Source organism: Bradyrhizobium sp. AZCC 1678 (genome assembly GCF_036924765.1).
Classification (GTDB): Bacteria; Pseudomonadota; Alphaproteobacteria; order Rhizobiales; family Xanthobacteraceae; genus Bradyrhizobium; species Bradyrhizobium algeriense.
In genome coordinates this window covers 3,191,309-3,213,963 of sequence record NZ_JAZHSE010000001.1, presented here as the reverse complement: position 1 = coordinate 3,213,963, position 22,655 = coordinate 3,191,309, and the positions used below count along the sequence as shown (strand labels likewise).

The window sequence follows — 22,655 nt, the reverse complement described above, 5'->3', positions numbered from 1 at the left end:
GCACGGGCGCAGGGACCCATAACCACTGGAGTCGCATTTGAACGAAGGACGTGAGGCCACGATGAAACCGATGCTCCTCGGCGTATGGGTCCCTGCGTTCGCAGGGACGACACTGCGTTTGTGATGTCTCGCCAAAAAGCGACGGCCTACTTCATCGGCCAGACGGCTTCGGCGATCGCGGCCTGCGGCGGGAAGATGGTGACGAACTTGCCGCCGATATATTGCAGCAGCACCGGATCGGCGTCGTTGTTCTGGCCCAGTTCGTCGAACTTGACGCGCTTCCACGGCATGATGGTCTGTTCGCCCGGGATGTCGGTCGCGACCAGCGCTTCGCGGATCTTCTCGCCGTCGGTCGATTTGGCGCGGTTGATGGCTTCCGCCATCACCAGGAGGCCCATGAACTGCCGCGACGTCAGGTCATTGAAATCCTTGCCCGACTTTTCCTTGAACATGGCGTTGATCTTGCCGACCATCGGCCGTTTGGCCGCGAGGTCGAGCGAGAAGCTGCCGCGCGAGATCACGCCTTCGAGCTTGTCGCCGACCGCATCATACAGCGCCTTCTCGGAGAAGCCGGCGTTCTGGGCGACGATCGCGTTCGGCTTGTAGCCGAGCTCGGCCATGGTCTTGACCAGCAGGATGCCGTCGGTGGTGTAGCTCGAGGGCATCAGCACGTCGGCGTTCGCCGTCTTGAGCTGCTGCACTTCCGCCGACAATGAGGGAGAATTGGAGCGATACTTGATGTCCGTGACGATCTTGTAGCCGCGATCGCCAGCCAGCTTGAGCTGGGTGTTGGCGGAATCGGTGCCGAAGATGGTGTCTTCGTGGAACAGCGACAGCGTGTCGATCTTGGTGCCCTTCTTCTTCATGGCGTCGAAGAAATTGAACATCGCGGCCGAGAACATTTCGTCATGCGGCGCTGCGCGGAAATAGAACTTGAGACCGCGCTTGTGCAGGCTCGGCGAGGAATTGTCGGCCGAGATGAACGGGATCTGGTAGCGCTCGCAGACCTGGCTGACGGTCACCGCGACCGAGCTCTGATAGGTGCCGATGACGGCGCAGACCTTCTCCTGCGTGATCAGGCGCTCGGTCTCGGCACGGCCCTTCTGCGGATCGGCCTGGTGGTCGGCGAATACGAGGCGGATCTTGGCGCCGCCGAGGCCGGGCAAGCCTTCGCCCTTTGCCAGCGGCAGATCGAAATCGTGATTCTTGTTGATGATGTCGAGCGCGGTCTCGTACGACTTCTGGGCATCGACACCCATCTGGGCGCTGGCGCCGGAGAACGGATAGATCACGCCGATCACCACTTCGGAAGTTTGAGCATGGGCGGCGATCGGGCCGAGCGCTGCGGCAGCAGTGGCTCCAAGCAGTACGTTTCGGCGCGTGATATTCATGGCGATATCCTTTGTTGGATGGCGACTATCGATGAAACGGGCGAAGGTTACGGTAAAGCCTCAATGATCAGCAGGAACTGCATCAAAGCACGGCAAGCGCTTTGTTCCTGAGATCGGTCACCAGCATCAATCCGGGCGCATGCGTAATCGCAAACGGCACCTTCGCGGCCTGGATGACAGATTGCGGGGTCACGCCGCAGGCCCAGAACACCGGAATTTCGTCCGCCTCGACCGGCACCGGATCGCCGTAGTCGGGTTTGGCGAGGTCAGCGATGCCGATCGACCCGGGAAGACCGATATGAACCGGTGCACCGTGCACCGAGGGGAAGCGCGAAGTGATCTGCACCGCGCGGATCGCGTCCGCTGGCTTGAATGGCCGCATCGTCACCACCATCGGACCGGCAAACGGGCCCGCGGGGCTGCAGGCGATGTTGGTGCGGAACATCGGCACGCGCACATCGCGCTCGATATGACGGATCGGCAGACCTTCCTCCAGCAACGCCTCCTCGAAGGAGAACGAGCAGCCGAGCACGAAGGCGACGAGATCGTCGCGCCAGTGCGCCATGATGTCGGTCGGCTCCTCCACGATTTCGCCGTCGCGCCACACGCGATAGCGCGGCAGGTCAGTGCGGATGTCGAGGTCGATGCCGAGCGCGGGAATGCGGGGGTCACCGACGTCGGACATGCCGATGATCGGGCACGGTTTGGGATTGAGCTGGCAGAAGCGATGAAAAGCGCCCGCGAATTTTTCCGGCAGGACGGCGAGGTTGCCCTGGACGAAGCCGTTGGCGACGCCCGCCGTGTGATGGGCCATGCCGTTGCGGCAGGCATGCCGGGCCGCCACGCTCGGCGATAAATCCGCCGTATCGTGACCGCGTGTTTCCGTCCTCGCCAAGCTGGTCATCGTTGTCCCCGCTTCCATTCTTGTCGACATCTACTCCCGCATATGGCTATGATAATGTCTAATCGTCTTTTTTAATCAAGTTCGATAAATAAAAATTATCAACCTGCGACCAGAGGGTGCATGACTGATTTCAAGGCAATTGAGACCTTCATGTGGGTGGTCACGCTCGGCAGCTTCCGCGGCGCGGCGCAGAAGCTCAACACCACCCAGCCCGCGATCTCGCAGCGGATCGCCCAGCTCGAGCGCGAGGTGGGTGTAAAACTCCTGCAGCGCGACCGCCGCATGGTGCTGCCGACGCCGAGCGGACGGCAGTTGATGGTCTATGCCGAGAAGCTGATCGGGCTGCGCTCGGAAATGCTGGCGGTGGTCGGCGACCGCTCGGCGATGCGCGGCGTGCTGCGGCTCGGCGTCGCCGAGACCATCGTGCATACCTGGCTGCCGCAGCTCATCAAGAGCGTCAATCACGCCTATCCGAACCTCTCGCTCGAGATCGAGGTCGACATTACCTCGAACCTGCGCAACCGGCTCCTCGCACAGGAAATCGAACTCGCTTTCGTGCTCGGGCCGCTGACGGCTCCGATGGTCAACAACCGGCCGCTGTGCGATTATTCCGTGGGCTTTCTGGCGAGCCCGTCGCTCGGCCTCGGCAAGCAGGCGTTGACCCTGCACGATCTGGCGAAATTTCCGATCATCACCTTTTCGCGCCGGACCCAGCCCTACGAGATCGTGCGCTCCCTGTTCAACCGCCCTGATCTGCCGCCGATACGCCTGCATGCCAGCGCCTCGCTCGCAACCGTCATCCACATGGCGATCGAAGGCCTCGGCATCGCCCTGATACCTACCGCGATTGTCGAGAGCGACATGGCGGACGGGCGGTTGCAATTGTTGTCGACCAATCTGCAGCTGGCCCCGCTGACATTCTCGGCAAGCTGGCTCGCCTCCCCCGACACGGTCGCGGTGGAGCGCGTGGTCGAACTCGCCGCCAGCCTTGCGCGCGGCGGCGTCATTGTTGACGCGCCGCGCGAGGCGCGTCATTGACAAAGCGCGCCTCGCGTATCGTCTGAACTTCGGAACGGTCAATGACAAAAATCGCCTCCAACCTGCAAATCGATTCCGCCCGCCTTTGGGACACGATTCACGAAACCGCCAAATTCGGCGCCACCCCGAAAGGCGGCGTGCGGCGGCTGACGCTGGGGCCTGAGGACAAGCAGGTGCGCGACTGGTTCCGCGCGCGTTGCGAGGCCGCGGGGCTGGAAGTCCATGTCGATGCACTGGGTTCGATGTTCGGCCTGCGCAAGGGCCGCGACATGTCGAAGGCTCCGATCGGCCTCGGCTCCCACCTCGACACGCAGCCGACCGGCGGCAAATATGACGGCGTGCTCGGCACGTTGGCCGCGCTGGAGGTGGTCCGTACGCTCAACGATGCCGGGATCGAAACCGAGACGCCGATCTGCATCTGCAACTGGACCAATGAGGAAGGCTCGCGGTTTGCGCCAGCGATGATGGCGTCGGCGGCTTACGTCGGCGATTTCACCACCGACGACATTTTGTCGCGTAAGGATGCCGAGGGCGTCACGGTGGCGCAGGCGCTCGACAGCATCGGTTACCGCGGCGCGACCCCGGTGGGGACGCAGAAATTCTCAGGCTTCGTCGAACTGCACATCGAACAGGGGCCGATTCTCGAGGCGGAAAACAAGACCATCGGCGTGGTCGATTCCGGCCAGGGCGTGCTCTGGTATGACGGCAAGATCACCGGTTTCGAAAGCCATGCCGGCTCAACGCCGATGCCGCTGCGGCGCGACGCGCTGGCGACGCTGTCGGAAATCGTGCTGGCGATGGAAGCGATTGCCAGGAAGCACGGCCCCAAGGCCGTCGGCACCGTCGGCGAGGCGGTGATTGCCAACCCCTCGCGCAACGTCATTCCCGGCGAGATCGCCTTCACGGTCGACTGCCGCAGCGCGGATGCCGCCATCATGGACGTGCTGGATAAGGATTTGCGCGCTGCTATTGCCGAAATCGCATCGCGGCGCAAGGTCGAGGTCCAGTTCGATCTGATCTGGCGCAAGCCGCCGACGCATTTCGATCCCAAACTGGTGGACGCGGTGGAGAACGCCGCGAAGATGCTGGGGCTTTCCCATCGCCGCATCACCTCCGGCGCCGGCCACGATGCCTGCAACCTCAACACCGTGATGCCGGCGGCGATGGTGTTCGTGCCCTGCAAGGACGGCATCAGCCACAACGAACTGGAAGACGCTACCCAGGCCGATTGCGCGGCGGGCGCCAATGTGCTGATGCATACCGTGCTGGCGCTGGCCGGCGTCGCATCCTGATAAATAGAGCCTGATAAATAGAACTTGGGGAAATGCCATGCGTGGAGTTTTCGTTGACGCCAATGAATCGCTGGCCGTGATCTTCGAGCGGCTGGAGAAATCAGGCGATCCCAAGGTCGTAATCCACCGGAACCCCGACATCACCTCGGATCAGTATCCTGCGATACTCGACGGCGCCGAGATCGCGATCGTCGATCACACCGCACTGCCAACGGATGTCGCGAAGAAGTGCACGGGCTTGAAGCACGTCGTGTTTCTCGGCACCGGCGCACGCAGCTACATGAACCCGGAAGAGCTCGCCGGGCTCGGGATCGAAGTACATCTGATCAAGGGCTATGGCGATACCGCCGTGGCGGAATGCGCTGTCGCGCTGATGTGGGAGGGCGCGCGCGGGCTCGCCAAGATGGACCGCGGGATCCGCGCCGGCAACTGGCTGCGTGACGACGGCATGCAGCTGACGGGCAAGACGCTGGGCCTGATCGGCTTCGGCGGTATCGCCGCCGAGGTCGCCCGCATCGCGATCGGCTCAGGCATGCGTGTCGTCGCCTGGAATCGTTCGCCGAAGAAGCATCCGAAGGTCGAGTTCGTCGATCTCGACGAATTACTGACCGAGAGCGACGTCGTTTCGATCCATCTGCTGTTGAACGACGAGACGCGCGGACTGATCTCGGCCGCCTGCATCGAGGCCATGAAGCCCGGCGTCATCCTGGTCAATACCGCGCGCGGCGCAATCGTTGATGAAAAGGCGATGATCGATGCGTTGAAGTCTGGCCAGATCCGCCATGCCGGTCTGGATGTCTTCAACATCGAGCCGCTCCCGGCGGATCATCCGCTCACGAAACTGGAGAACGTGACGCTGTCGGCGCATTCGGCGTTCCGCACGCCGGAGGCGAGCGAGAATTTGATGCGCGCGGCGTGGGAGCACTGCCGGCGGATCGTGAAGGGAAAATAGCAGCACCGAGGATACGCGTTTGAACCGACCGGCGCCGCCTCGCGACAACAGACAGCGTCGCGGCCCGCGGCCGCCCATGAGGTTCACATGCTGTCACTGCTCAAGAAACCGTTATTCAATCGCGGCAAGCCTGCAGACCCCACTGGTTCCCACCTGCAACGGCTCGCCATCTACGAACAGGAGCTTGGCGAACGCGAATATACGTTCAGCGACGCCAGCGATCGCCGCATCGACGTGCACGCCTTTGGCCGCGATTTCGTGCCGGATTGCGAAGAGGGTTCGGATGAAGGCTACGTTCTTCTGACCAATGGCATGAGCGAACATCGCATGGCCGTACCGGATCAGGCAGAGGCGAAGGTTCGCGCCGAGCTGATGTGGTACGTCCGCGAAGCCACACCGGAAGTCAGCGCTACGCTGCGCTGGCTCGCCACGGTGCCGCTCCTCGATAGCACCTGGTTCGGGTTCGGACACAGGGTGCCGATGCCGGAGCCGCCTATGCCGGACACGGACTTCAAGACATTCCTGTTCCTCACGCCGGTCATTACCCCGGACCAGCGTATCGCGGAGCAGCTTTCGATCGCGGGAGACGCGATAGAGATACTGACCGTGAACCTGATCTCCGACCGCGAGTACGGGCTGATCAAGAACGAGGGTATCGGCGCGTTTCTCGATCTTCTCGACGAGAATGATTACCCGCCGATTTTCGATCCGTCGCGGAAATCGTACGTGTAATTTTGACGTAGACGATCGCTGTCCCTTCTCCCCTTGTGGGAGAAGGTGCCGAAGCGAAGCGCAGGCGAATGAGGGGTTCTCTCCGCGGAGACAGACCCCTCATCCGTCTCGCTGCCGCTGCGCGTCCATAGCCGATGCAAAGCATCGGCGTCCTATTTTAGTACGGCGGCCAACGGCCGCCTATGCCACCTTCTCCCACAAGGGGAGAAGGAAGAACTCAGTCCACCATCTCCGCCACTGCCTTGCCACACGCCGCCGTGTCGGCATTGCCGCCGAGATCCCGCGTCCGCAACGTGCGTTCGCCCAGCGTGCGTTCGATCGCACCGACGATCGAGGCAGCAGCCTGCTTCTCGCCGAGATGCTCCAGCATCATCGCGCCGGACCAGATCATGCCGATCGGGTTGGCGATGCCCTGGCCTGCGATGTCGGGCGCCGAGCCGTGCACCGGCTCGAACACCGACGGGAAATTGCCTTCCGGGTTGATATTGCCCGACGGCGCGATGCCGATAGTGCCGGTGCAGGCGGGGCCAAGGTCCGAGAGGATGTCGCCGAACAAATTGGAGCCGACCACGACGTCGAACCAATCCGGATGCAGCACGAAGTTCGCGGTGAGGATGTCGATGTGGTACTTGTCCCACTTCACCTTGGGATAGTTCTTCGCCATCGCCTCCACGCGCTCATCCCAATAGGGCATCGTGATCGAGATACCGTTGGACTTGGTCGCCGAGGTCAGATGCTTCTTCGGGCGTGACTGCGCCAGATCAAAAGCAAATTTCAAGATGCGGTCGACGCCAACGCGCGTCATCACGGTCTGCTGCGTCACGAATTCACGGTCGGTGTCCGGGAACATGCGGCCGCCGACGGAAGAATACTCGCCCTCGGTATTTTCGCGCACCACCCAGAAATCGATATCGCCGGGCTTGCGGTTGGCGAGCGGCGACGGCACGCCGGGCATCAGCCGCACCGGACGCAGATTGACATATTGATCGAATTCACGCCGGAATTTTATGAGCGAGCCCCACAGGGAAATGTGATCCGGAATTTTGGCGGGCCAGCCGACCGCGCCGAAATAAATCGCGTCGTGCTTGCCGATCTTCGCCTTCCAGTCCTCCGGCATCATCTCGCCGTGCTTTTCGTAATAGTCCCAGGACGCGAAGTCGAAATGATCGAAATGAACGGACACACCGTGCTTTTTCGCCGCCGCCTCCAGCACGCGCAGGCCTTCCGGGACCACTTCCTTGCCGATACCGTCACCGGGAATGACCGCGATCCGATATTGCTTTTTGGCGCTCATCGAGAGTTTCCTTGTTGTCTTGTCAGGCGGCTAATGCCGGTTATTTGATTGCCTTGCAATGGACCAAACCTGCCGCCTGCGCAACGCTGCACTGCAATGTTGACCGCCATGTCGCCGCAAGTCTAACAATTTGCGGCCCCCTCTTCCTGCCTCCCTCACCGAAGCGAGAAATCCCATGGATCTGCACCTGCGCGGCAAGCGCGTCCTGATTACCGGCGCCTCCAAGGGCATTGGCGCGGCCGCGGCCGAAGCCTTTGCCGAAGAAGGCTGCGACGTCATGCTGGCCGCCCGCAACGGCGAGCAGTTGAAGGCCCTCGCGGAGCGGCTGCGCTCGGCGCACCAGATCGGCGCGACCGCCCATGTCGCAGACCTGCGCAAGCCCGACGACATCGCCAAGCTCGTCAAGGACGCCGCCGACATCGACATCCTCGTCAACAATGCCGGCGATATCCCGGGCGGCTCGATCGACAAGATCGACGAGGCGACCTGGCGCCATGCCTGGGAGCTGAAGGTGTTCGGCTATATCAACCTCACCCGCGCGATCTACGCGCAGATGAAGGCGCGTGGGCACGGCGTCATCGTCAACGACATTGGTGCTGCCGGCGAAAAGTTCGACGCCAACTACATCTGCGGCAGCGCCGGCAACGCGGCCCTGATGGCCTTCACCCGCGCGCTCGGCGGCAAGAGCCTCGCCGACAATATCCGTGTGGTCGGCATCAATCCCGGCCCTGTCGGCACCGACCGCCACGTCACGCTCCTGAAGACCCGGGCCAAGAACCAGTTCGGCGACGAGAACCGCTACAAGGAATTCCAGAAAGGCATGCCGCTCGGCCGCCCTGCGCATGCGCGCGAGATCGGCGACCTCATGGCGTTTCTCGCTTCCGACCGGTCAGGGTATACGTCGGGCGTGATCTTTACCGTGGACGGCGGACATACGTCGGGGTGGGGATAGGCTGCTTGCAGCCCCACAAGCCTCATCCTGAGGAGCATCGCGAAGCGATGCGTCTCGAAGGATGGGCTACAGGCTCTCATGGTTCGAGACGGCGCTATCGCGCCTCCTCACCATGAGGGTCGGGCAGACGCAATGGCGACGCCTAACCCGTCGTCCGCTCGAACAACTGCCGGATCAGCGTCGTGATCCGTCCCTTCGGCGACATCATCTCGTACAGGATGGTGAAATGGTTTTCGTCGGAAATTTCCTCATACGTTACCGGCAAGCCTAATCGGGCGCGGTGGCCGGCGAAATCGGCGGTCTGCTTGCGCAACAGCGGCAGCTCGGCGCTGCCGACCACCAGCGACAGCGGTTTTAACGGACCGTCTTCCTGCATCATCGGTGAATTGCAGCGCGAGGTTGCCTCATCCGCCCGCAGCTTCTCGTTGAGATAGGGGTGGCGGACGAAAAGAAACTCGCTGCGACAAGTTGATGGAGGGGTTGGCAAAGACGAAAGCAAGAGCAAGGAATAAGCGGCCTGAATTCTTGCTTTAAGTACAGGGCAATAAGAAGCGGTTGCCGACCCTGTCTGCCAGGCCGCGGTCACGGGAAGCGATCGTGCGACTGTAGCTTAATTGAGTCCGGACCCCCAAAGAGAAAAGATCAAAATTACGAATTACATGATTTAATGTTCCGTCCCCGTAATTCATTTATCAGGATCTAGCTGTGGGTGCTGATCAACAATAGGAAAAATTAGGTCCCGCGCAATAAAGCCCATTATATCCTCGATTGCGCGCTTGTAGCACGTCCGTTCTTGATCGTCGCTGATATTTTCGACCTCATCCAATATAGCCCCAATCGTTTTGTCTATGGAAATCGCTAACGCTATAAGTTTTTGGGCGGTTGCAGCATCCATTTTGAGACTCCGCGATCAAACGTTCAGCAACGCGGCTGCACATGCGGCCGGTGCCACTGCACAAATGGCCTGGGCCATCCGCCCTTGAGGATCAGTGTTTGCTATTGAATTTCCTCGAGCATAGCCAAATACACTTGGCCCATCAATGAACTGCGGCAGTTCCGCGCCAAAGAGTTTAGTCCATGTCTGAGGCTGTACGCGACCTGTTCGACCGATGGGAGCGAGTTTGGCATGAAGGCCAATACGATCTGATCCCGAGTTGCGTCGGATCGCACTACATCCGGCATGACGAAAAGGGCGACCGGACGGTGACGCGGGAGGCCTACGCGGCGGAACTCGCAGCTATCCACAAGGAGCGACCGGGCACCCGCGTCGTCGTGTACGATCACTCATTCACAGATGACCGTGCGTGGTTTCGCTTCTCGTTCGTGTGGCCTGATCCCACAACTGGCGAGCGCCCCAGCCGGGCGGGGATGCAAAGCTACCGGATCGAGGGCGGCAAGCTCGCCGAGACCTGGATTACGCTACTCCCACCAGGCACCGCATGGACGGATGCCACTGCCCAGGAGCGTTGGACGGTGAAGCGTCCTGTCTGATCCATCCTTGTCAGTATGCAATTCCTTGCCATGAGGGTCGGACAGGCGTCAGTGCGGCTAATTCTGGCCGGTCGTTCGCTCGAACAATTGCCGGATCAGCGTCGTGATCCGTCCCCTCGGCGACATCATTTCGTGCATGATGGTGAAATGGTTCGCACCCGGAATTTCCTCATACGTCACCGGCAAGCCGTATCTCGCACGGTGGCCGGCGAAGTCTGCGGTCTGCTTGCGCAATAGCGGCAGCTCGGCGCTGCCGACCACCAGCGACAGCGGTTTTGGCGGACCACCTTCGTGCATCATCGGCGAGTTGCGGTGAGAGGTTGCCTCATCGGCCCTCAGCTTTTCGTTGAGGTAGCTGTGGCGGATCGGCTCGAGGTCGTAGATGCCTGATATGGCCATGCCTGCCCTCACCTTCGGATGCGACAGCACCATCGAGGTAAGATGCCCGCCGGCGGACCAGCCGGAAACCACGATGCCTCCGGCCGCGGCACCCAGCGCAGGCAATTGCCCGGTGAGGAAATCTATGCCTGCGTGGATTTCGGCGACGATTTCGTCCAGCGCAGCCTCCGGCGCCAGCGTATAGCCGATCAGCGCGACATTGATGCCATGCGCCATCGGACCTTCGGTAACGACGGTGAAGACTTCCTTGGCCCGCGCCTGCCAGTAGCCGCCGTGAATGAACAGCAGCGTCGGCGCGTTGTCGGCGGCCTTCAGGAAATCGATCCGGTTGCGCTCGCGCGGGCCATAGCGCAGGTCGAGATGCCCGGGGAAACGCTTGCGCATCGCGGCAGAGCGCTGCTCCCAGCCGGCGACCATCTCCAAGCTGCCGGGCGCGGCGACGGCATTATTAAGGCCGAGGTCGCGCGCCTCCTGGCTCATCGCGCGCCAGTCCAGCGCGGAAAACGATGTCGTCATGCAGATATCTCCAGTCGGCTACGACTCTGGTGCGTTTCCACTTTGCCAAAAAATGTTCTACAGCACCACCTGCAATCAAGAAACGGAAACGAACGGAGAGTGCGAAGTGGCGGATCAGGGGCTGGTGCGTGAGACGGCGTGTGCCATCGTCGGCAAACTGAAATCGGGCGAAGTTACCCCACTCGACCTGCTCGACGTGCTCGAAAAACGCATCGCCGAAGTCGACGACAAAGTCAACGCGCTGCCGACGCTGTGCTTCGACCGCGCCCGCAAGCACGCCACCGCGCTGATGAAGAAGCCGGCCAGCGAACGCGGGCTGCTCGCCGGCCTTCCGATCCCGATCAAGGACCTGACCAGTGTCGCCGGCGTCCTGACCACGCAGGGTTCGCCGATCTACAAGGATAGTATCCCGGCGAAGTCGGATATCCTGGTCGAGCATCTCGAAAACAATGGCGGGGTGGTCTACGCCAAGTCGAACACGCCGGAATTCGGCGCCGGCGCCAACACCTTCAACGAAGTGTTCGGCCCGACCCGCAATCCCTGGGACACGTCACGCTCCGCAGCCGGCTCCTCGGGCGGTGCGGCGGTGGCGCTCGCCACCGGCACGGCATGGCTGGCGCACGGCTCCGACATGGGCGGCAGCTTGCGCAGCCCGGCGAGCTTCTGCGGCATCGTCGGCATGCGGCCGAGCATCGGCCGCGTCGCACGCACGATAGCCGCGGCGGTCGATCGCAATCTCGGCGTCCAGGGCCCGATGGCGCGCAATGTCGAGGATCTCGCGCTGCTGCTCGATGCCATGAGCGGCGAACATCCGGCCGATCCGCTGTCGCTGCCCGTGCTGCCGACGTCGTTTCTGTCCGCCGCGCGTTCCGGCAGCAAGCCGCAGCGCGTCGCCTATTCGCCCGATCTCGGCATCACGCCGGTCGATCCCGAGGTCGCGGCCGTCACCCGCAAGGCCGCGCAGCGTTTTGCGGAAGCGGGCGCGATCGTCGAGGAGGCCCATCCCGACCTGCGCGAGGCTCATGAATGTTTCCACGTGTTGCGCGCGTTCGATTTTGCGCTGTCAAAGGCGGCGCTGTTACGCTCGAAGCGCGACCTGCTGAAGCCCGAGGTGATCTGGAACATCGAGGAAGGCCTGAAGCTGACGGTCGAGCAGCTCGAACGCGCCGAAGCACAGCGCGTCGCCATGACCGCGCGCACGCTGGAATTTTTCGACAAATACGATCTATTGCTCGCGCCCGCCACGATCGTACCGCCCTTCCCGGTCGAGAACCGCTACGTCGCCGAATGCGCCGGCAAGAAGTTCGACAATTACGTCGAATGGCTCGGCATCGTCTATGCGATCACGCTGGTGTGTTGTCCTGCGCTGTCGCTGCCGTGCGGATTTACCGCCTCCGGCCTGCCGGTCGGGCTGCAGGTGGTGGCGCCACCGCGCGGTGAGGCGCAGTTGCTGGCGGGGGCCAAGGTGCTTGAGGATATTCTCGGCGTGCGTGGCGCGACACCGATCGATCCACGGGCGCCGAATTAAAGATTATTTGAACGGTCCGTGATCGGCCGCGCGCGGGCACCAACTCCTCGCGTCCATCAGAGGGAACCGGGCGCGGCCCGCGACCGTTAGCAGTGCTGGTCAAAGAGGCGAACCGATCCGGAATAAAGGGATCGCAATCGCCCGTGGAGATCGCCATGACGGATCAAGCCATCAAGCCCGCCGACGATCATTTAGACATCAAGGACGTGAAACGGCGGATCAAGGCGATCTTCATCGGCTCGATCGGCAATCTCGTCGAATGGTATGATTTCTACGCGTACACCGCGTTCGCGCTGTATTTCGCGCCGGCGTTCTTTCCGAACAGCGATCCGGTGGTGCAGCAGCTCGACGCCGCAGTGTTGTTCGCTGCAACCTTCCTGATGCGTCCGCTCGGCGGCTGGCTGTTCGGTTTCATCGCCGACCGCTATGGGAGGCGATTGTCGCTGACGCTCTCGGTGATCTGCATGTGCTTCGGTTCGTTGATCATCGCGGTGACGCCGACCTATGCCACGATCGGGATTGCCGCTCCCGCCATCCTGGCGCTGGCGCGCATCATCGAGGGCTTGAGCCTCGGCGGCGAATACGGCGCCAGCGCGACCTACCTGACCGAAGTCGCCGACCCCAGGCACCGCGGATTCTATTCAAGCTTTCAGTATGTCACCCTGATCGGCGGCCAGCTCACCGCGATCATGGTGTTGCTCCTGCTGCAGAAGGTGTTTCTCACCCCGGAAGAACTGAAGGAGTGGGGCTGGCGAATCCCCTTCGTGATCGGCGCCCTGCTCGCGATCTTCGCCGCCGTCATGCGGCGCAATCTGCATGAAACGGAAGCGTTCGAGGAAGCCAAGAAAGTCAGCAAGCCCTCGGGATCGATCCGCGGCCTGTTGAAGTATCCGCGCGAATTGCTGCTGGTGGTTGGCCTCACCGCGGGAGGTACCGCGGCGTTCTATACCTTCACCACCTACATGCAGACCTTCGTCAAGCTGTCCGTCGGACTCACCGAGGACCAGACCACGTTCGTGATCTTCGGCTCGCTGATCTTTGCAACCCTGTTGCAGCCGATCTATGGCGGCCTCTCCGACCGCATCGGCCGCAAGCCGCTGTTGATTTTCTTCGGGCTCGCCGGCACGCTGGCCACGGTCCCGATCCTGACCACGCTGAAGGAGGCCAGGTCGCCGTTCACGGCCTTTCTGCTGATCTGCGCCGCCTGGATCTTCGTTGCCGGCTACACCTCGATCAACGCCGTCGTGAAGGCCGAATTATTCCCGACCAATGTCCGCGCGCTCGGCGTCGGCCTGCCCTACGCCATCACGGTATCGCTGTTCGGCGGCACGGCGCCGGCGGTCGCGCTCTATTTCAAGACGCTGGGGCATGAGGACTGGTTCTATTATTATCTCAGCGGCATGATCTTCCTCTCGCTCATCATCTATGCGACGATGCGCGACACCAAGCATGCCTCCGCAATGCATCGCCACGAGTGACCGGTTCCGATATGGTCGACGAGAACGAGCCGCCGCCGGAAAGCAAGCTGACGCGCAGCAAGGCGCGCTGGGCGCGCGAGGGAAAATTCCTCACCGGCAAGATTTCGCGGCCCGAAGAAGCGCGCCTGCCGCCGGGCCAGCATCTGACGAAGGATTGGCCGACGCTCGATCTCGGACTGACCCCGAACATTTCACGCGAGCGCTGGCGGCTCGATGTTTACGGCGCGGTCGAGAATCCGATCTTCTGGGATTTCGCGCAATTTTCCGCGCAGCCGCAGAGCAAGTTCATATCCGACATTCACTGCGTCACCACCTGGTCGCGCTACGACAATCACTGGGAGGGGTTGGCAACCCGCGATCTCCTCGATGCCTGCCGGCCGCGCGAGGAGGCGCGGTTCGTGGTGCTGCATTCGCATGACGGCTACACCACCAATCTGACGCTGGAGGATTTCGCCGCCGGGGACGCCATCCTCGTCCATAGCTGGTCGGGCGCGCCGCTCGAGCAGGAGCATGGCGGCCCGGTGCGGCTGGTGGTGCCGCATCTCTATTTCTGGAAAAGTGCGAAGTGGCTGCAGAGCATCGAGTTTCTGGCTGAGGATGCGCCGGGCTATTGGGAAGTGCGCGGCTATCACAACCGCGGTGACCCCTGGGCTGAGCAGAGATATTCCGGAGACTAAGCCGCAACATTTGACTAGGGAGAACGCCCGTGCCGACTGAACGCTTCCAATTCACCGGTGAAGGCGGCCATCAGCTTGCCGCTGCGCTGGATACACCGGATGGTCCGGTGCAGGCCTACGCGCTGTTCGCGCATTGCTTCACCTGCGGCAAGGACGTGCTGGCCGCGAAACGCATCGCGACCGCGCTGGCCGCCAAAGGGATTGCGGTATTGCGTTTCGACTTTACCGGGCTCGGCTCCAGCGAGGGCGAATTTGCAAATTCGACCTTCACTTCCAACGTCGCCGATCTTGTCCGCGCCGCCGACCATCTGCGTGAAACGCGCGGGACGCCTGCGATTCTGATTGGACACAGCCTCGGCGGCGCCGCGATCCTCGCCGCCGCAGAAAAGATTCCGGATGCGAAGGCGGTCGTGACGATCGCCGCGCCCGCCGATCCCGCACACGTCACCCATCTCTTTGGAGATCGCATCGAGGACATCCGCAAGCACGGCAAGGTGGAGGTCCAGCTCGCCGGCCGGCCGTTCCACATCAAGCGCGAATTCCTCGACGATATCGCCGAACATGGCCTGATGGCACATGTCGCGAAGCTTCACAAGGCGCTGCTGATCATGCAGTCGCCGACCGACGACACCGTCGGGATCGACAATGCCACGAAGATCTTCGTCGCGGCCAAACATCCCAAGAGCTTTGTTTCGCTGTCAGGCGCCGACCATCTGTTGAGCGGCAAGCGCGATGCCGCCTATGTCGCCGACGTCATCGCCGCATGGGCTGAGCGCTATATCGAGCCCGCCGCCGCGCAGCCCGCCGCCGCGAGCGAGGCGCCCCGCAACGTCGTGGTGCGCGAGACCCGCAACAGCAAGTTCCAGCAGACCGTGACAACAGGCCCACACCAGATGCTGGCGGATGAACCGGTTGCCGCCGGCGGCCAGGACAGCGGACCCGGGCCTTATGATTTCGTGCTGGCGGGCCTGGGCGCCTGCACCTCGATGACGATGCGGATGTATGCCGACCGCAAGTCGCTGCCGCTCGATCGCGTCACCGTGACGCTGAAGCACAGCAAGGTTCACGCAGAGGATTGCGCCGAATGCGAAACCCGCGAGGGCATGCTGGACCAGATCGACCGCGTGATCTCGATCGAAGGCGCGCTCGACGCCGATCAGCGCAAGCGATTGATGGAGATTGCCGACAAGTGTCCGGTGCATCGGACGTTGACGTCGGAGGTGCGCATCGTGACGAAGGCCGCCGACTAGGCCGCCGCCAGCGGGCGGACGCGGAGCGCGCCGCGCAGTCCTGCGGCGGAGCCGACCAAAATACCGGCAAAGGCAATCAGCGACGCCAGCGCCAGCGTGGAAAATCCCGTCAGCCCCTGCCCGATCGAGCAACCGAACGCCATCACACCGCCCGCGCCCATCAATGCCGCGCCGCCGCCGGATCGCAGCATGTGGCGCGGCGATTGAAAGCCCTCAAGCTGAAAGCGGCCGGTCAGCAGCGCCGTGACGAGGCTGCCGGCAAGCACGCCGAACACGGTAACGATGCCGAAATTCAGCGTCGATCCGGTCGACAGCATGACGTATTGCAGCGCATCTGCGATTGGCGCGATGAAGGTAAGCGAGGTCACCGGCGTCGGATTGAAATCGTCGGCGCCGAGATAGCCGGTCGCGAACCAGCCGGCCGCCACCAGCAGGCCGACCGCGAGACCCGCGGCGATCTGGCCCGGCGAGCGCCGGAACGCAGGATGCGCAAAGGCGAAGATGATCAACGCCGCCGAGATGATCGAGGCCGCCAGCATCCGCGCGGCCGTTGCGCTCAAGCCTGCCGCCGCAAGCAGCGCGGGCACCGAGTTTGCCGTGGCACTGGTCTGCGATGCGCCGACCATCGCGATGCGCGCCGGCGCGATCAGGCCCTTCAGCGTCATCTGGGCGAAGATCGCCAGCACGACCACCACCACGAAAGAACGGAGATTGCCGCGCCCGAGCAGCACCAGCGCGCGTGAACCGCAGCCGTTCGACAGCACCATGCCGTAGCCGAACAAGAGGCCGCCGAAGAACATCACCGGCGCGGAGAAAGATGGCTGCAGATAGATCGATTTGCCGATATCGGCGAGGCCTGCCGCCGTCAGCAACTGCGTCCCTGCGACGGCTACGCCGATCGCCAGCGCATAGGTCCGCACCAGCCGGCCATCGCCTTCCGCCCAAAAGCCCCGCAGACTGCTGAGCAGGCAAAACCCGCTCAGCAATCCGACCGATCCATAAACGAGACCGATCAGCAATCCGCTGATGATGACGATATTGGCACTGTCCAGCACCGGCATTTCCCAGTCTTCTCGCGCGGCCGCCCGGCCGTCATCGCTTAAATAGGAAGCAATTTCCGTGCTGCTATTACGTTGGAAGCATGGGGCCGTCCACGGCCTGCCGATGCAGAGAATTAATCTCTCGCGCGGCCTAGCAATCGGGGAATAAAACCGTTGTCGCCGACCATGGCGGGAGAGATTAATTTCCGCTAGGCCCAGGGTCGCAGGATCACGCGATTGCGCGACGAACCGGCCACGGCGATAAATGCCGCCTTGGCCTGTTCCAGCGGATAGATCGCGTTCGGCTTGATCGGGAACGGCTTGAGATGCCCGCCCGCGAAGCCGGGGCCGAGTTCCCGCAGCACCGCGCCGGTCGCGACCGACGACAGGCCGAGCGTGTCGATGCCCACGTAAGTGTGCTGGCCGCGATAGAACTCCAGGATGTTGAACTGCACGATGCGGTCCACCGCGGCGATCAGGATCTGCCGCCCGCGCAAGCCAAGCGATTTGTGCGCGGCCTCGAAATAGGGATCGCCGATCGTGTTGAACACGATGTCGGCGCCCTTGCCATCAGTGAGTTCGCGCACGCGCGCCGCAACCTCGGTCGCGGAGGCATCGACGACATCGACGGGAGAATTGGCGTGGCCTTCATAGGGCTCGCTCCTGCGGACGACGCCGATCACGCGCGCGCCGTGCCAACTCGCGATCTGTGTCGCCGCCTGCCCGACCTTGCCGTTGACGCCCATCACCAGCACGGTCTCGCCCGCCTTGGGAATGCCGGCGCGGCGCAAGCCTTCCATCGCGGTAACAAAGGGCACGCCGATGCCGGCCGCCTCTTCCCATGAAATGCCCTTCGGTTTCTCGACCACGGCTTCCGCCTCGACCACCAGATGCGTGGCATGCGTGCCGTCGCGGCGGATACCGAGATCGCCGGACGAGCCGAACACCTCGCGCCCGATCCACCCCTGCGGACCGTCGATCACGACGCCCGCATAGTCGCGGCCCGGCGTGCGCGGAAATACGGCGTAAGGCATCAGCCCGGTTGCGGCCTTCACGTCCGATGGGTTGACAGCGGCGGCCTTGACCTCGATCAGCAGATCATTCTCGCCGCACGACAAAGCCTGCGTCTCGACGACTGGCGCGAGCGAAGCGGCATCAGCGGCCTTTGCCGGCAGGCGAACACAGCGCGCCTGGACCGTGGCAGATCGAAGATCGGGCTTCTCGGCAAATGACATCAGGCATTCCTGCTGGCTTCTGAGCAGCAGGAGTTACCCTTTCGGCCGCTTGTCGTAAACACGTTTCGCCTTGCCGAGCGAACGTTCCAGCGTGTTCGGGGCCACAGCCTTGATGCGTGCGGTGATGCCGATGGTATTCTTGATGAAAACCGCGACCTTTTCGGCATGCGCGGGCAGCCCGCTGCCGTCCCAGCTTTCAGGGCGGGCTTCGGCGAGCACGGTCATCTCGTCCATGCGTCCCTCGCGCGTCAGCTCTATGATGAAATGGCCGCCGCACCAGTCGGTCGCGAGCAGCGCTTCCTCGATCTGGGTCGGGAATACGTTGACGCCGCGCAGGATGATCATGTCGTCGGAACGGCCCGTCACCTTCTCCATGCGCCGCATGCCCGGCCGTGCGGTGCCGGGCAACAGCCGCGTCAGGTCGCGGGTACGGTAGCGGATGATCGGAAAGCCCTGCTTGGTCAGCGAGGTGAAGACCAACTCGCCCTTCTCGCCGTCAGGCAGCACGGCGCCGGTCTCGGGATCGATCACCTCGGGATAGAAATGATCCTCCCAGATATGCAGACCGTCCTTAGTCTCCACGCATTCCTGCGCCACGCCCGGCCCGATCACTTCCGAAAGGCCGTAGATATCCGTCGCATCCATGTCAAAGGTCTGCTCGATCTCGGCGCGCATTGCGTTGGTCCAGGGTTCGGCGCCGAAGATGCCGAACTTCAGCGACGATTTGCGCGGGTCGAGGCCCTGCTTCTTGAACTCATCCGAGATCGCCAGCATGTAGCTCGGCGTCACCGTGATGATGTCGGGCTTAAAGTCGTTGATCAGCTGCACCTGCCGCTCGGTCATGCCGCCGGAAACCGGCACCACCGTGCAGCCGAGCTTTTCGGCGCCGTAGTGCGCGCCGAGGCCGCCGGTGAACAGGCCGTAGCCATAGGCGTTGTGCATCAGCATGCCGGTACGGCCGCCTGCGGCGCGGATCGAGCGCGCCATCACATCCGACCAGATGTCGATGTCTCCTTGCGTATAGCCGACCACGATCGGCTTGCCTGTCGTGCCCGAGGACGCATGGACGCGGACCAGCTTTTCGCGCGGCACCGCGAACATGCCAAAGGGGTAATTGTCGCGGAGGTCGGTCTTCACCGTGAACGGGAATTTGGCGAGATCGGAGAGCTGCCTGAAATCGGATGGATGCACGCCCGCCGCATCGAACGCCTTCTTGTAATGCGCGACGTTGTCATAGGCGTGCTTGAGCGACCAGGCGAGACGCCTGGTCTGCAGCGCCATGATCTCGTCGCGCGAGGCGCGCTCGGCCTCGTCCAATTCAGCGCCGTAACCGCTTCCGCTGGATTTCAATCTTGCCATGGCCATGGCGTTTCCCTTCTCGCTAGCTTTGTGTGGCTCCGTTGTCCGCAACCGGCAGCCACGTTCCGGCGATGGTGCAGGAATGGCCGCGGAATTCGGCGATCACGACATCGCCAGCGGTGACGCGAACGTCGTAAATCCCGGACCGTCCGTTGCGCGAAACTTCCCGCGCGGCCGCGACCAGCACGTCGCCGAGCTTGCCCGGCCTGATGAAGGCGATGTCGCATTGCGCGGCGACGGCGCGTTCGTTACGGGAGTTGCAGGCAAAGGCGAAGGTGGAATCCGCCAGCAGGAAGATGAAGCCGCCATGGGCGATGCGCTGGCCGTTGACCATGTGCGGCTGCACCGTCATCGTCAGCGTCGCCTGCCCGGGCTTCACCTCGACAAGTTTCATGCCGAGGCCCTTGCTGGCGTCGTCTTCCTTCCACATCGCATCCGCGCAGGCGCGGGCGATCTCATCGGGCGAAAGCGCGACGTTCATAGCGGGTTGCCCGCTCTGCGAGACGGTTCCACGACGTTCTCTCCCTGTGCGCACGGGCCTGTTTGAACAGGCCTCGCTGCGTAGTGTGTCAGCCTTGGGGTCGAAGCACCTGAAGTGTCAACGACCCGCGAACTCCTAAACGTGGTCGTAATCCACCACGACCTTATCCGAACACGGCCGCGCCTGGCAGGTCAGGATGAAGCCTGCCTTTAGTTCCCACGGCTCCAGCGAGTAATTGACTTCCATCTGGGCGTTGCCTTCGACCAGCTTGGCGCGGCAGGTCGAGCACATGCCGCCCTTGCAGGCGAACGGCAAATCCATGCCGGCGCGCAACGCCGCGTCGAGGATGGCCTCACCTTCAGCGACCGGCACCTCGCGTCGTTTTCCATCGATGATCAAGGACGCCATCGCCCTGGGCGGCGCGGACGCTTCGATCATCTTCTTCGGACGCGGCTTGCCGCCGAACTCGGAGACGAAGCGCTCCACATGAATGCGATTCTCGGCGATGCCGATGTCGCGGCAGGTCGCCTCGATGTCCTCGCTCATGCCCATCGGGCCGCAGATGAAGACGTGATCGACGCTTGAAGCCGGCACCAGCGAGCGCAGCAGCACGCGCACCTTTTCGCCGTCGAGCCGGCCGTGCAGGATCGGGATGTCCTGCTCTTCGCCCGAAATGACATGGAAGAGCGAAAGCTGCTGCATGAAGCGGTCCTTCAATTCCTCCAACTCTTCGAGGAACAGCATGCTCGATGTTGTGCGGTTGCCATAGAACAGGAAGAAGCGGCTATCGGGTTCGCGCGCCAGCACGCCCTTGACGATCGACAGGATCGGCGTGATCCCGCTTCCCGCGGCAAAGCCGACATAGATCCGCGCCTCGCCAGGCGCATGGGCGATGCCGAAGCGGCCAGTCGGCGTCATCACATCGAGTTCGTCGCCGCTCTTCAACTCTTCCGCGGCCCAATTGGAGAACGCGCCGCCGTCGACTTTCTTCACGGCGATGCGCAATTCGCCGTCATCGGGGCCGGAACAAATCGAATAGGAGCGGCGTACTTCTTCGCCGTCCATCGTCGTGCGCAAGGTGAGGTATTGCCCTGGCATAAAGCTGTAGTCGCTTTCCAGCTCTTTCGGGATCGCAAACGTCATCGACACCGCGTCGGCGGCTTCGCGGCGCAGGTCGTTGACGGCAAGACGGTGAAAGCGCGGTGCGTGGGACATTCTAATAGTCTCTCAGCGTCATTGCCTGCGACAAACGCAAAGCGTTTGCGCAAGGGAGCGAAGCGACGAAGCAATCCAGTCTTTCTTTGCGTGGCTTCTGGATTGCTTCGCTTCGCTCGCAATGACGGTCATGGATCACGGCCTCAATGGCACTTGAAATAATCGAACGGTTCGCGGCAGCTCTTGCAGCGCCAGAGCGCCTTGCAGGAGGTCGAGCCGAATTCGGACAGCAACTCGGTATTTTGCGAGCCGCACTGCGGACAAGTCACCTGCTGTTCGCCGAACAGCGCACGGCGCGAATTCGAGGCCTGCGGCGGCGCAATGCCGTATTCGCGCAGCTTATTGCGGCCGTCCTCGCTCATCCAGTCCGTGGTCCAGGCCGGCGACAGCACCGTGCGGACGGTCGGCCGCGCAATGCCGGCACGCTCCAGCGCGAGCTCGATCTCCAGAGCGATCATGTTCATGGCGGGACAGCCGGAATAGGTCGGCGTGATCGCGACCTCAACGCGGCCGTCATGGACGTCGACCTCGCGCAGCACGCCGAGATCGGCGATGGTGAGCACGGGAATCTCGGGATCGACCACCTGCGCAGCCGCTTCCCAGGCGCGACGGCGCAGATCGCTATCGTTGAGAATGGCCGTTACCATGTCGCCCCCGGAAAGGTCCGCTGCATCGACTGCAGCTCGCTGAGGAGATGGCCGAGATGCTCGCTGTGCCGGCCGCTGCGGCCGCCCTGCTGCATCCAGTCGTTCTTCGGCAACGCAAGCGTCGCCTCGCCCACGACGCCCGTGATCGTCTTCAACCATTGCGAACGCAACGGCGCGGGATCGATCGCGATGCCGGCATCGATCAGCGCGCGCTCGCTGTCGTCGACGGCGAACATCTCACCGGTAAAGGCCCAGAGCTCGTCGATCGCAGATTGCGCGCGGCGGTGGCTTTCCTCGGTGCCGTCGCCGAGGCGGACGATCCATTCCGAACAGTGCCTGACGTGATAGGCGCTTTCCTTTTCCGACTTCGCCGCGATCGCCGCCAGCGTCGGATCGCCGGAGCGCATCATTGCCCGCCAATAGAGATCGGCGAAGGTGGCGTAGAAGAATTGCCGCACCATGGTACGCGCGAAATCGCCATTGGGCTGTTCCAGCAACAGCAAATTGCGGTACTGCCTGACGTCGCGGAGATAGGCGAACTTGTCCTCGTCGTTATCCTTGCCCTCGACCTTGGCCGCATAGGAATAGAGCTCGCGCGCCTGGCCAAGCAGGTCGAGGCCCATATTGGCGAGCGCCATGTCCTCTTCCAGCATCGGCGCGTGGCCGCACCATTCCGACAGCCGGTGCCCGAGGATCAGCGCATCGTCGGCGCGGCGCAAGGTGTAGAGCACCAGCGGGGCCTCGGAGACAGAGATGTTGGCGACGATCATTTTCAATCACCTGC

At 62.7% G+C, this 22,655-nt stretch carries 23 protein-coding genes; 10 read left to right on the top strand and 13 right to left on the bottom strand.

What is annotated here, in order from left to right:
- Positions 1-146: 146 nt before the first annotated feature.
- Together V1294_RS15245 and V1294_RS15240 are read right to left on the bottom strand one after the other, a co-directional pair.
- Positions 147-1,391 carry an ABC transporter substrate-binding protein gene (locus V1294_RS15245; protein ID WP_334498233.1) on the bottom strand — a complete coding sequence of 415 codons (1,245 nt, stop codon included), beginning with the start codon at positions 1,389-1,391 and terminating at the stop codon, positions 147-149.
- An 82-nt stretch (positions 1,392-1,473) separates the two neighbouring features.
- Positions 1,474-2,295: a putative hydro-lyase gene (locus V1294_RS15240; RefSeq protein ID WP_334498230.1), complete on the bottom strand. Its 822-nt coding sequence runs from the start codon at positions 2,293-2,295 to the stop codon at positions 1,474-1,476.
- Between the two features lie 120 nt (positions 2,296-2,415).
- On the opposite strand from V1294_RS15240, the gene V1294_RS15235 reads away from it, so the two are divergent.
- The 4 genes from V1294_RS15235 to V1294_RS15220 all read left to right on the top strand — a co-directional run bounded on the left by V1294_RS15235 (position 2,416) and on the right by V1294_RS15220 (position 6,309).
- Positions 2,416-3,333 (top strand): LysR family transcriptional regulator, encoded by a 918-nt coding sequence (locus tag V1294_RS15235; protein WP_334498226.1) that lies wholly within the window; start codon positions 2,416-2,418, stop codon positions 3,331-3,333.
- A 41-nt stretch (positions 3,334-3,374) separates the two neighbouring features.
- On the top strand, positions 3,375-4,625 hold the full coding sequence (locus tag V1294_RS15230; RefSeq protein WP_334482443.1) for a Zn-dependent hydrolase: 1,251 nt from the start codon (positions 3,375-3,377) through the stop codon (positions 4,623-4,625).
- A gap of 37 nt (positions 4,626-4,662) precedes the next feature.
- A complete protein-coding gene (locus V1294_RS15225; RefSeq protein ID WP_334482444.1) occupies positions 4,663-5,577 on the top strand; it encodes an NAD(P)-dependent oxidoreductase in 915 nt (304 codons plus the stop codon).
- Between the two features lie 87 nt (positions 5,578-5,664).
- Positions 5,665-6,309: a suppressor of fused domain protein gene (locus V1294_RS15220; RefSeq protein ID WP_334482446.1), complete on the top strand. Its 645-nt coding sequence runs from the start codon at positions 5,665-5,667 to the stop codon at positions 6,307-6,309.
- A gap of 217 nt (positions 6,310-6,526) precedes the next feature.
- On the opposite strand, the gene V1294_RS15215 is transcribed toward V1294_RS15220, so the two are convergent.
- Positions 6,527-7,603: a tartrate dehydrogenase gene (locus V1294_RS15215; RefSeq protein WP_334482448.1), complete on the bottom strand. Its 1,077-nt coding sequence runs from the start codon at positions 7,601-7,603 to the stop codon at positions 6,527-6,529.
- Positions 7,604-7,778: 175 nt separating this feature from the next.
- On the opposite strand from V1294_RS15215, the gene V1294_RS15210 reads away from it, so the two are divergent.
- Positions 7,779-8,555, top strand: coding sequence for an SDR family oxidoreductase (locus tag V1294_RS15210; protein WP_334498223.1), 777 nt, complete (start codon positions 7,779-7,781; stop codon positions 8,553-8,555).
- Positions 8,556-8,697: 142 nt separating this feature from the next.
- Here the strand turns inward: V1294_RS15210 and V1294_RS15205 are convergent, their stop codons facing one another.
- Positions 8,698-9,141: a hypothetical protein gene (locus V1294_RS15205; protein ID WP_334498220.1), complete on the bottom strand. Its 444-nt coding sequence runs from the start codon at positions 9,139-9,141 to the stop codon at positions 8,698-8,700.
- A gap of 99 nt (positions 9,142-9,240) precedes the next feature.
- Entirely contained in the window at positions 9,241-9,450 is a 210-nt protein-coding gene (locus tag V1294_RS15200; protein WP_334498218.1) for a hypothetical protein, read from the bottom strand.
- Between the two features lie 182 nt (positions 9,451-9,632).
- Between V1294_RS15200 and V1294_RS15195 the strand changes: the two genes are divergently transcribed.
- Positions 9,633-10,046 carry a nuclear transport factor 2 family protein gene (locus tag V1294_RS15195; protein ID WP_334498214.1) on the top strand — a complete coding sequence of 138 codons (414 nt, stop codon included), beginning with the start codon at positions 9,633-9,635 and terminating at the stop codon, positions 10,044-10,046.
- A 57-nt stretch (positions 10,047-10,103) separates the two neighbouring features.
- On the opposite strand, the gene V1294_RS15190 is transcribed toward V1294_RS15195, so the two are convergent.
- Positions 10,104-10,961, bottom strand: a complete 858-nt coding sequence (locus V1294_RS15190; RefSeq protein ID WP_334498212.1) for an alpha/beta hydrolase — start codon at positions 10,959-10,961, stop codon at positions 10,104-10,106.
- Positions 10,962-11,067: 106 nt separating this feature from the next.
- On the opposite strand from V1294_RS15190, the gene V1294_RS15185 reads away from it, so the two are divergent.
- From V1294_RS15185 to V1294_RS15170, 4 genes are all read left to right on the top strand, one after another.
- The gene (locus tag V1294_RS15185) at positions 11,068-12,489 is read left to right on the top strand and encodes an amidase (protein ID WP_334498210.1); all 1,422 of its coding nucleotides are present in this window, start codon (positions 11,068-11,070) and stop codon (positions 12,487-12,489) included.
- A 155-nt stretch (positions 12,490-12,644) separates the two neighbouring features.
- Positions 12,645-13,967 carry an MFS transporter gene (locus V1294_RS15180; RefSeq protein ID WP_334498208.1) on the top strand — a complete coding sequence of 441 codons (1,323 nt, stop codon included), beginning with the start codon at positions 12,645-12,647 and terminating at the stop codon, positions 13,965-13,967.
- 11 nt (positions 13,968-13,978) lie between these two features.
- On the top strand, positions 13,979-14,644 hold the full coding sequence (locus V1294_RS15175; RefSeq protein ID WP_334504650.1) for a sulfite oxidase-like oxidoreductase: 666 nt from the start codon (positions 13,979-13,981) through the stop codon (positions 14,642-14,644).
- 29 nt (positions 14,645-14,673) lie between these two features.
- Positions 14,674-15,894: a bifunctional alpha/beta hydrolase/OsmC family protein gene (locus V1294_RS15170; protein WP_334498206.1), complete on the top strand. Its 1,221-nt coding sequence runs from the start codon at positions 14,674-14,676 to the stop codon at positions 15,892-15,894.
- Here the strand turns inward: V1294_RS15170 and V1294_RS15165 are convergent.
- The 7 genes from V1294_RS15165 to paaC all read right to left on the bottom strand — a co-directional run bounded on the left by V1294_RS15165 (position 15,891) and on the right by paaC (position 22,641).
- Entirely contained in the window at positions 15,891-16,955 is a 1,065-nt protein-coding gene (locus V1294_RS15165) for a YeeE/YedE family protein (RefSeq protein ID WP_334498204.1), read from the bottom strand. The genes V1294_RS15170 and V1294_RS15165 overlap by 4 nt on opposite strands.
- 188 nt (positions 16,956-17,143) lie before the next feature.
- A complete protein-coding gene (locus tag V1294_RS15160; protein ID WP_334498202.1) occupies positions 17,144-18,169 on the bottom strand; it encodes a quinone oxidoreductase family protein in 1,026 nt (341 codons plus the stop codon).
- 33 nt (positions 18,170-18,202) lie between these two features.
- Positions 18,203-19,534 carry a phenylacetate--CoA ligase PaaK gene (gene paaK / locus V1294_RS15155; RefSeq protein WP_334498200.1) on the bottom strand — a complete coding sequence of 444 codons (1,332 nt, stop codon included), beginning with the start codon at positions 19,532-19,534 and terminating at the stop codon, positions 18,203-18,205.
- A 16-nt stretch (positions 19,535-19,550) separates the two neighbouring features.
- On the bottom strand, positions 19,551-20,009 hold the full coding sequence (gene paaI, locus V1294_RS15150) for a hydroxyphenylacetyl-CoA thioesterase PaaI (RefSeq protein WP_334498198.1): 459 nt from the start codon (positions 20,007-20,009) through the stop codon (positions 19,551-19,553).
- Positions 20,010-20,144: 135 nt separating this feature from the next.
- The gene (paaE, locus tag V1294_RS15145; protein ID WP_334498196.1) at positions 20,145-21,224 is read right to left on the bottom strand and encodes a 1,2-phenylacetyl-CoA epoxidase subunit PaaE; all 1,080 of its coding nucleotides are present in this window, start codon (positions 21,222-21,224) and stop codon (positions 20,145-20,147) included.
- 143 nt (positions 21,225-21,367) lie between these two features.
- Entirely contained in the window at positions 21,368-21,871 is a 504-nt protein-coding gene (gene paaD, locus V1294_RS15140; RefSeq protein WP_334498194.1) for a 1,2-phenylacetyl-CoA epoxidase subunit PaaD, read from the bottom strand.
- On the bottom strand, positions 21,865-22,641 hold the full coding sequence (paaC, locus tag V1294_RS15135) for a 1,2-phenylacetyl-CoA epoxidase subunit PaaC (RefSeq protein ID WP_334498192.1): 777 nt from the start codon (positions 22,639-22,641) through the stop codon (positions 21,865-21,867). The genes paaD and paaC overlap by 7 nt, the downstream gene beginning before the upstream one ends.
- Between the last annotated feature and the right edge of the window lie 14 nt (positions 22,642-22,655).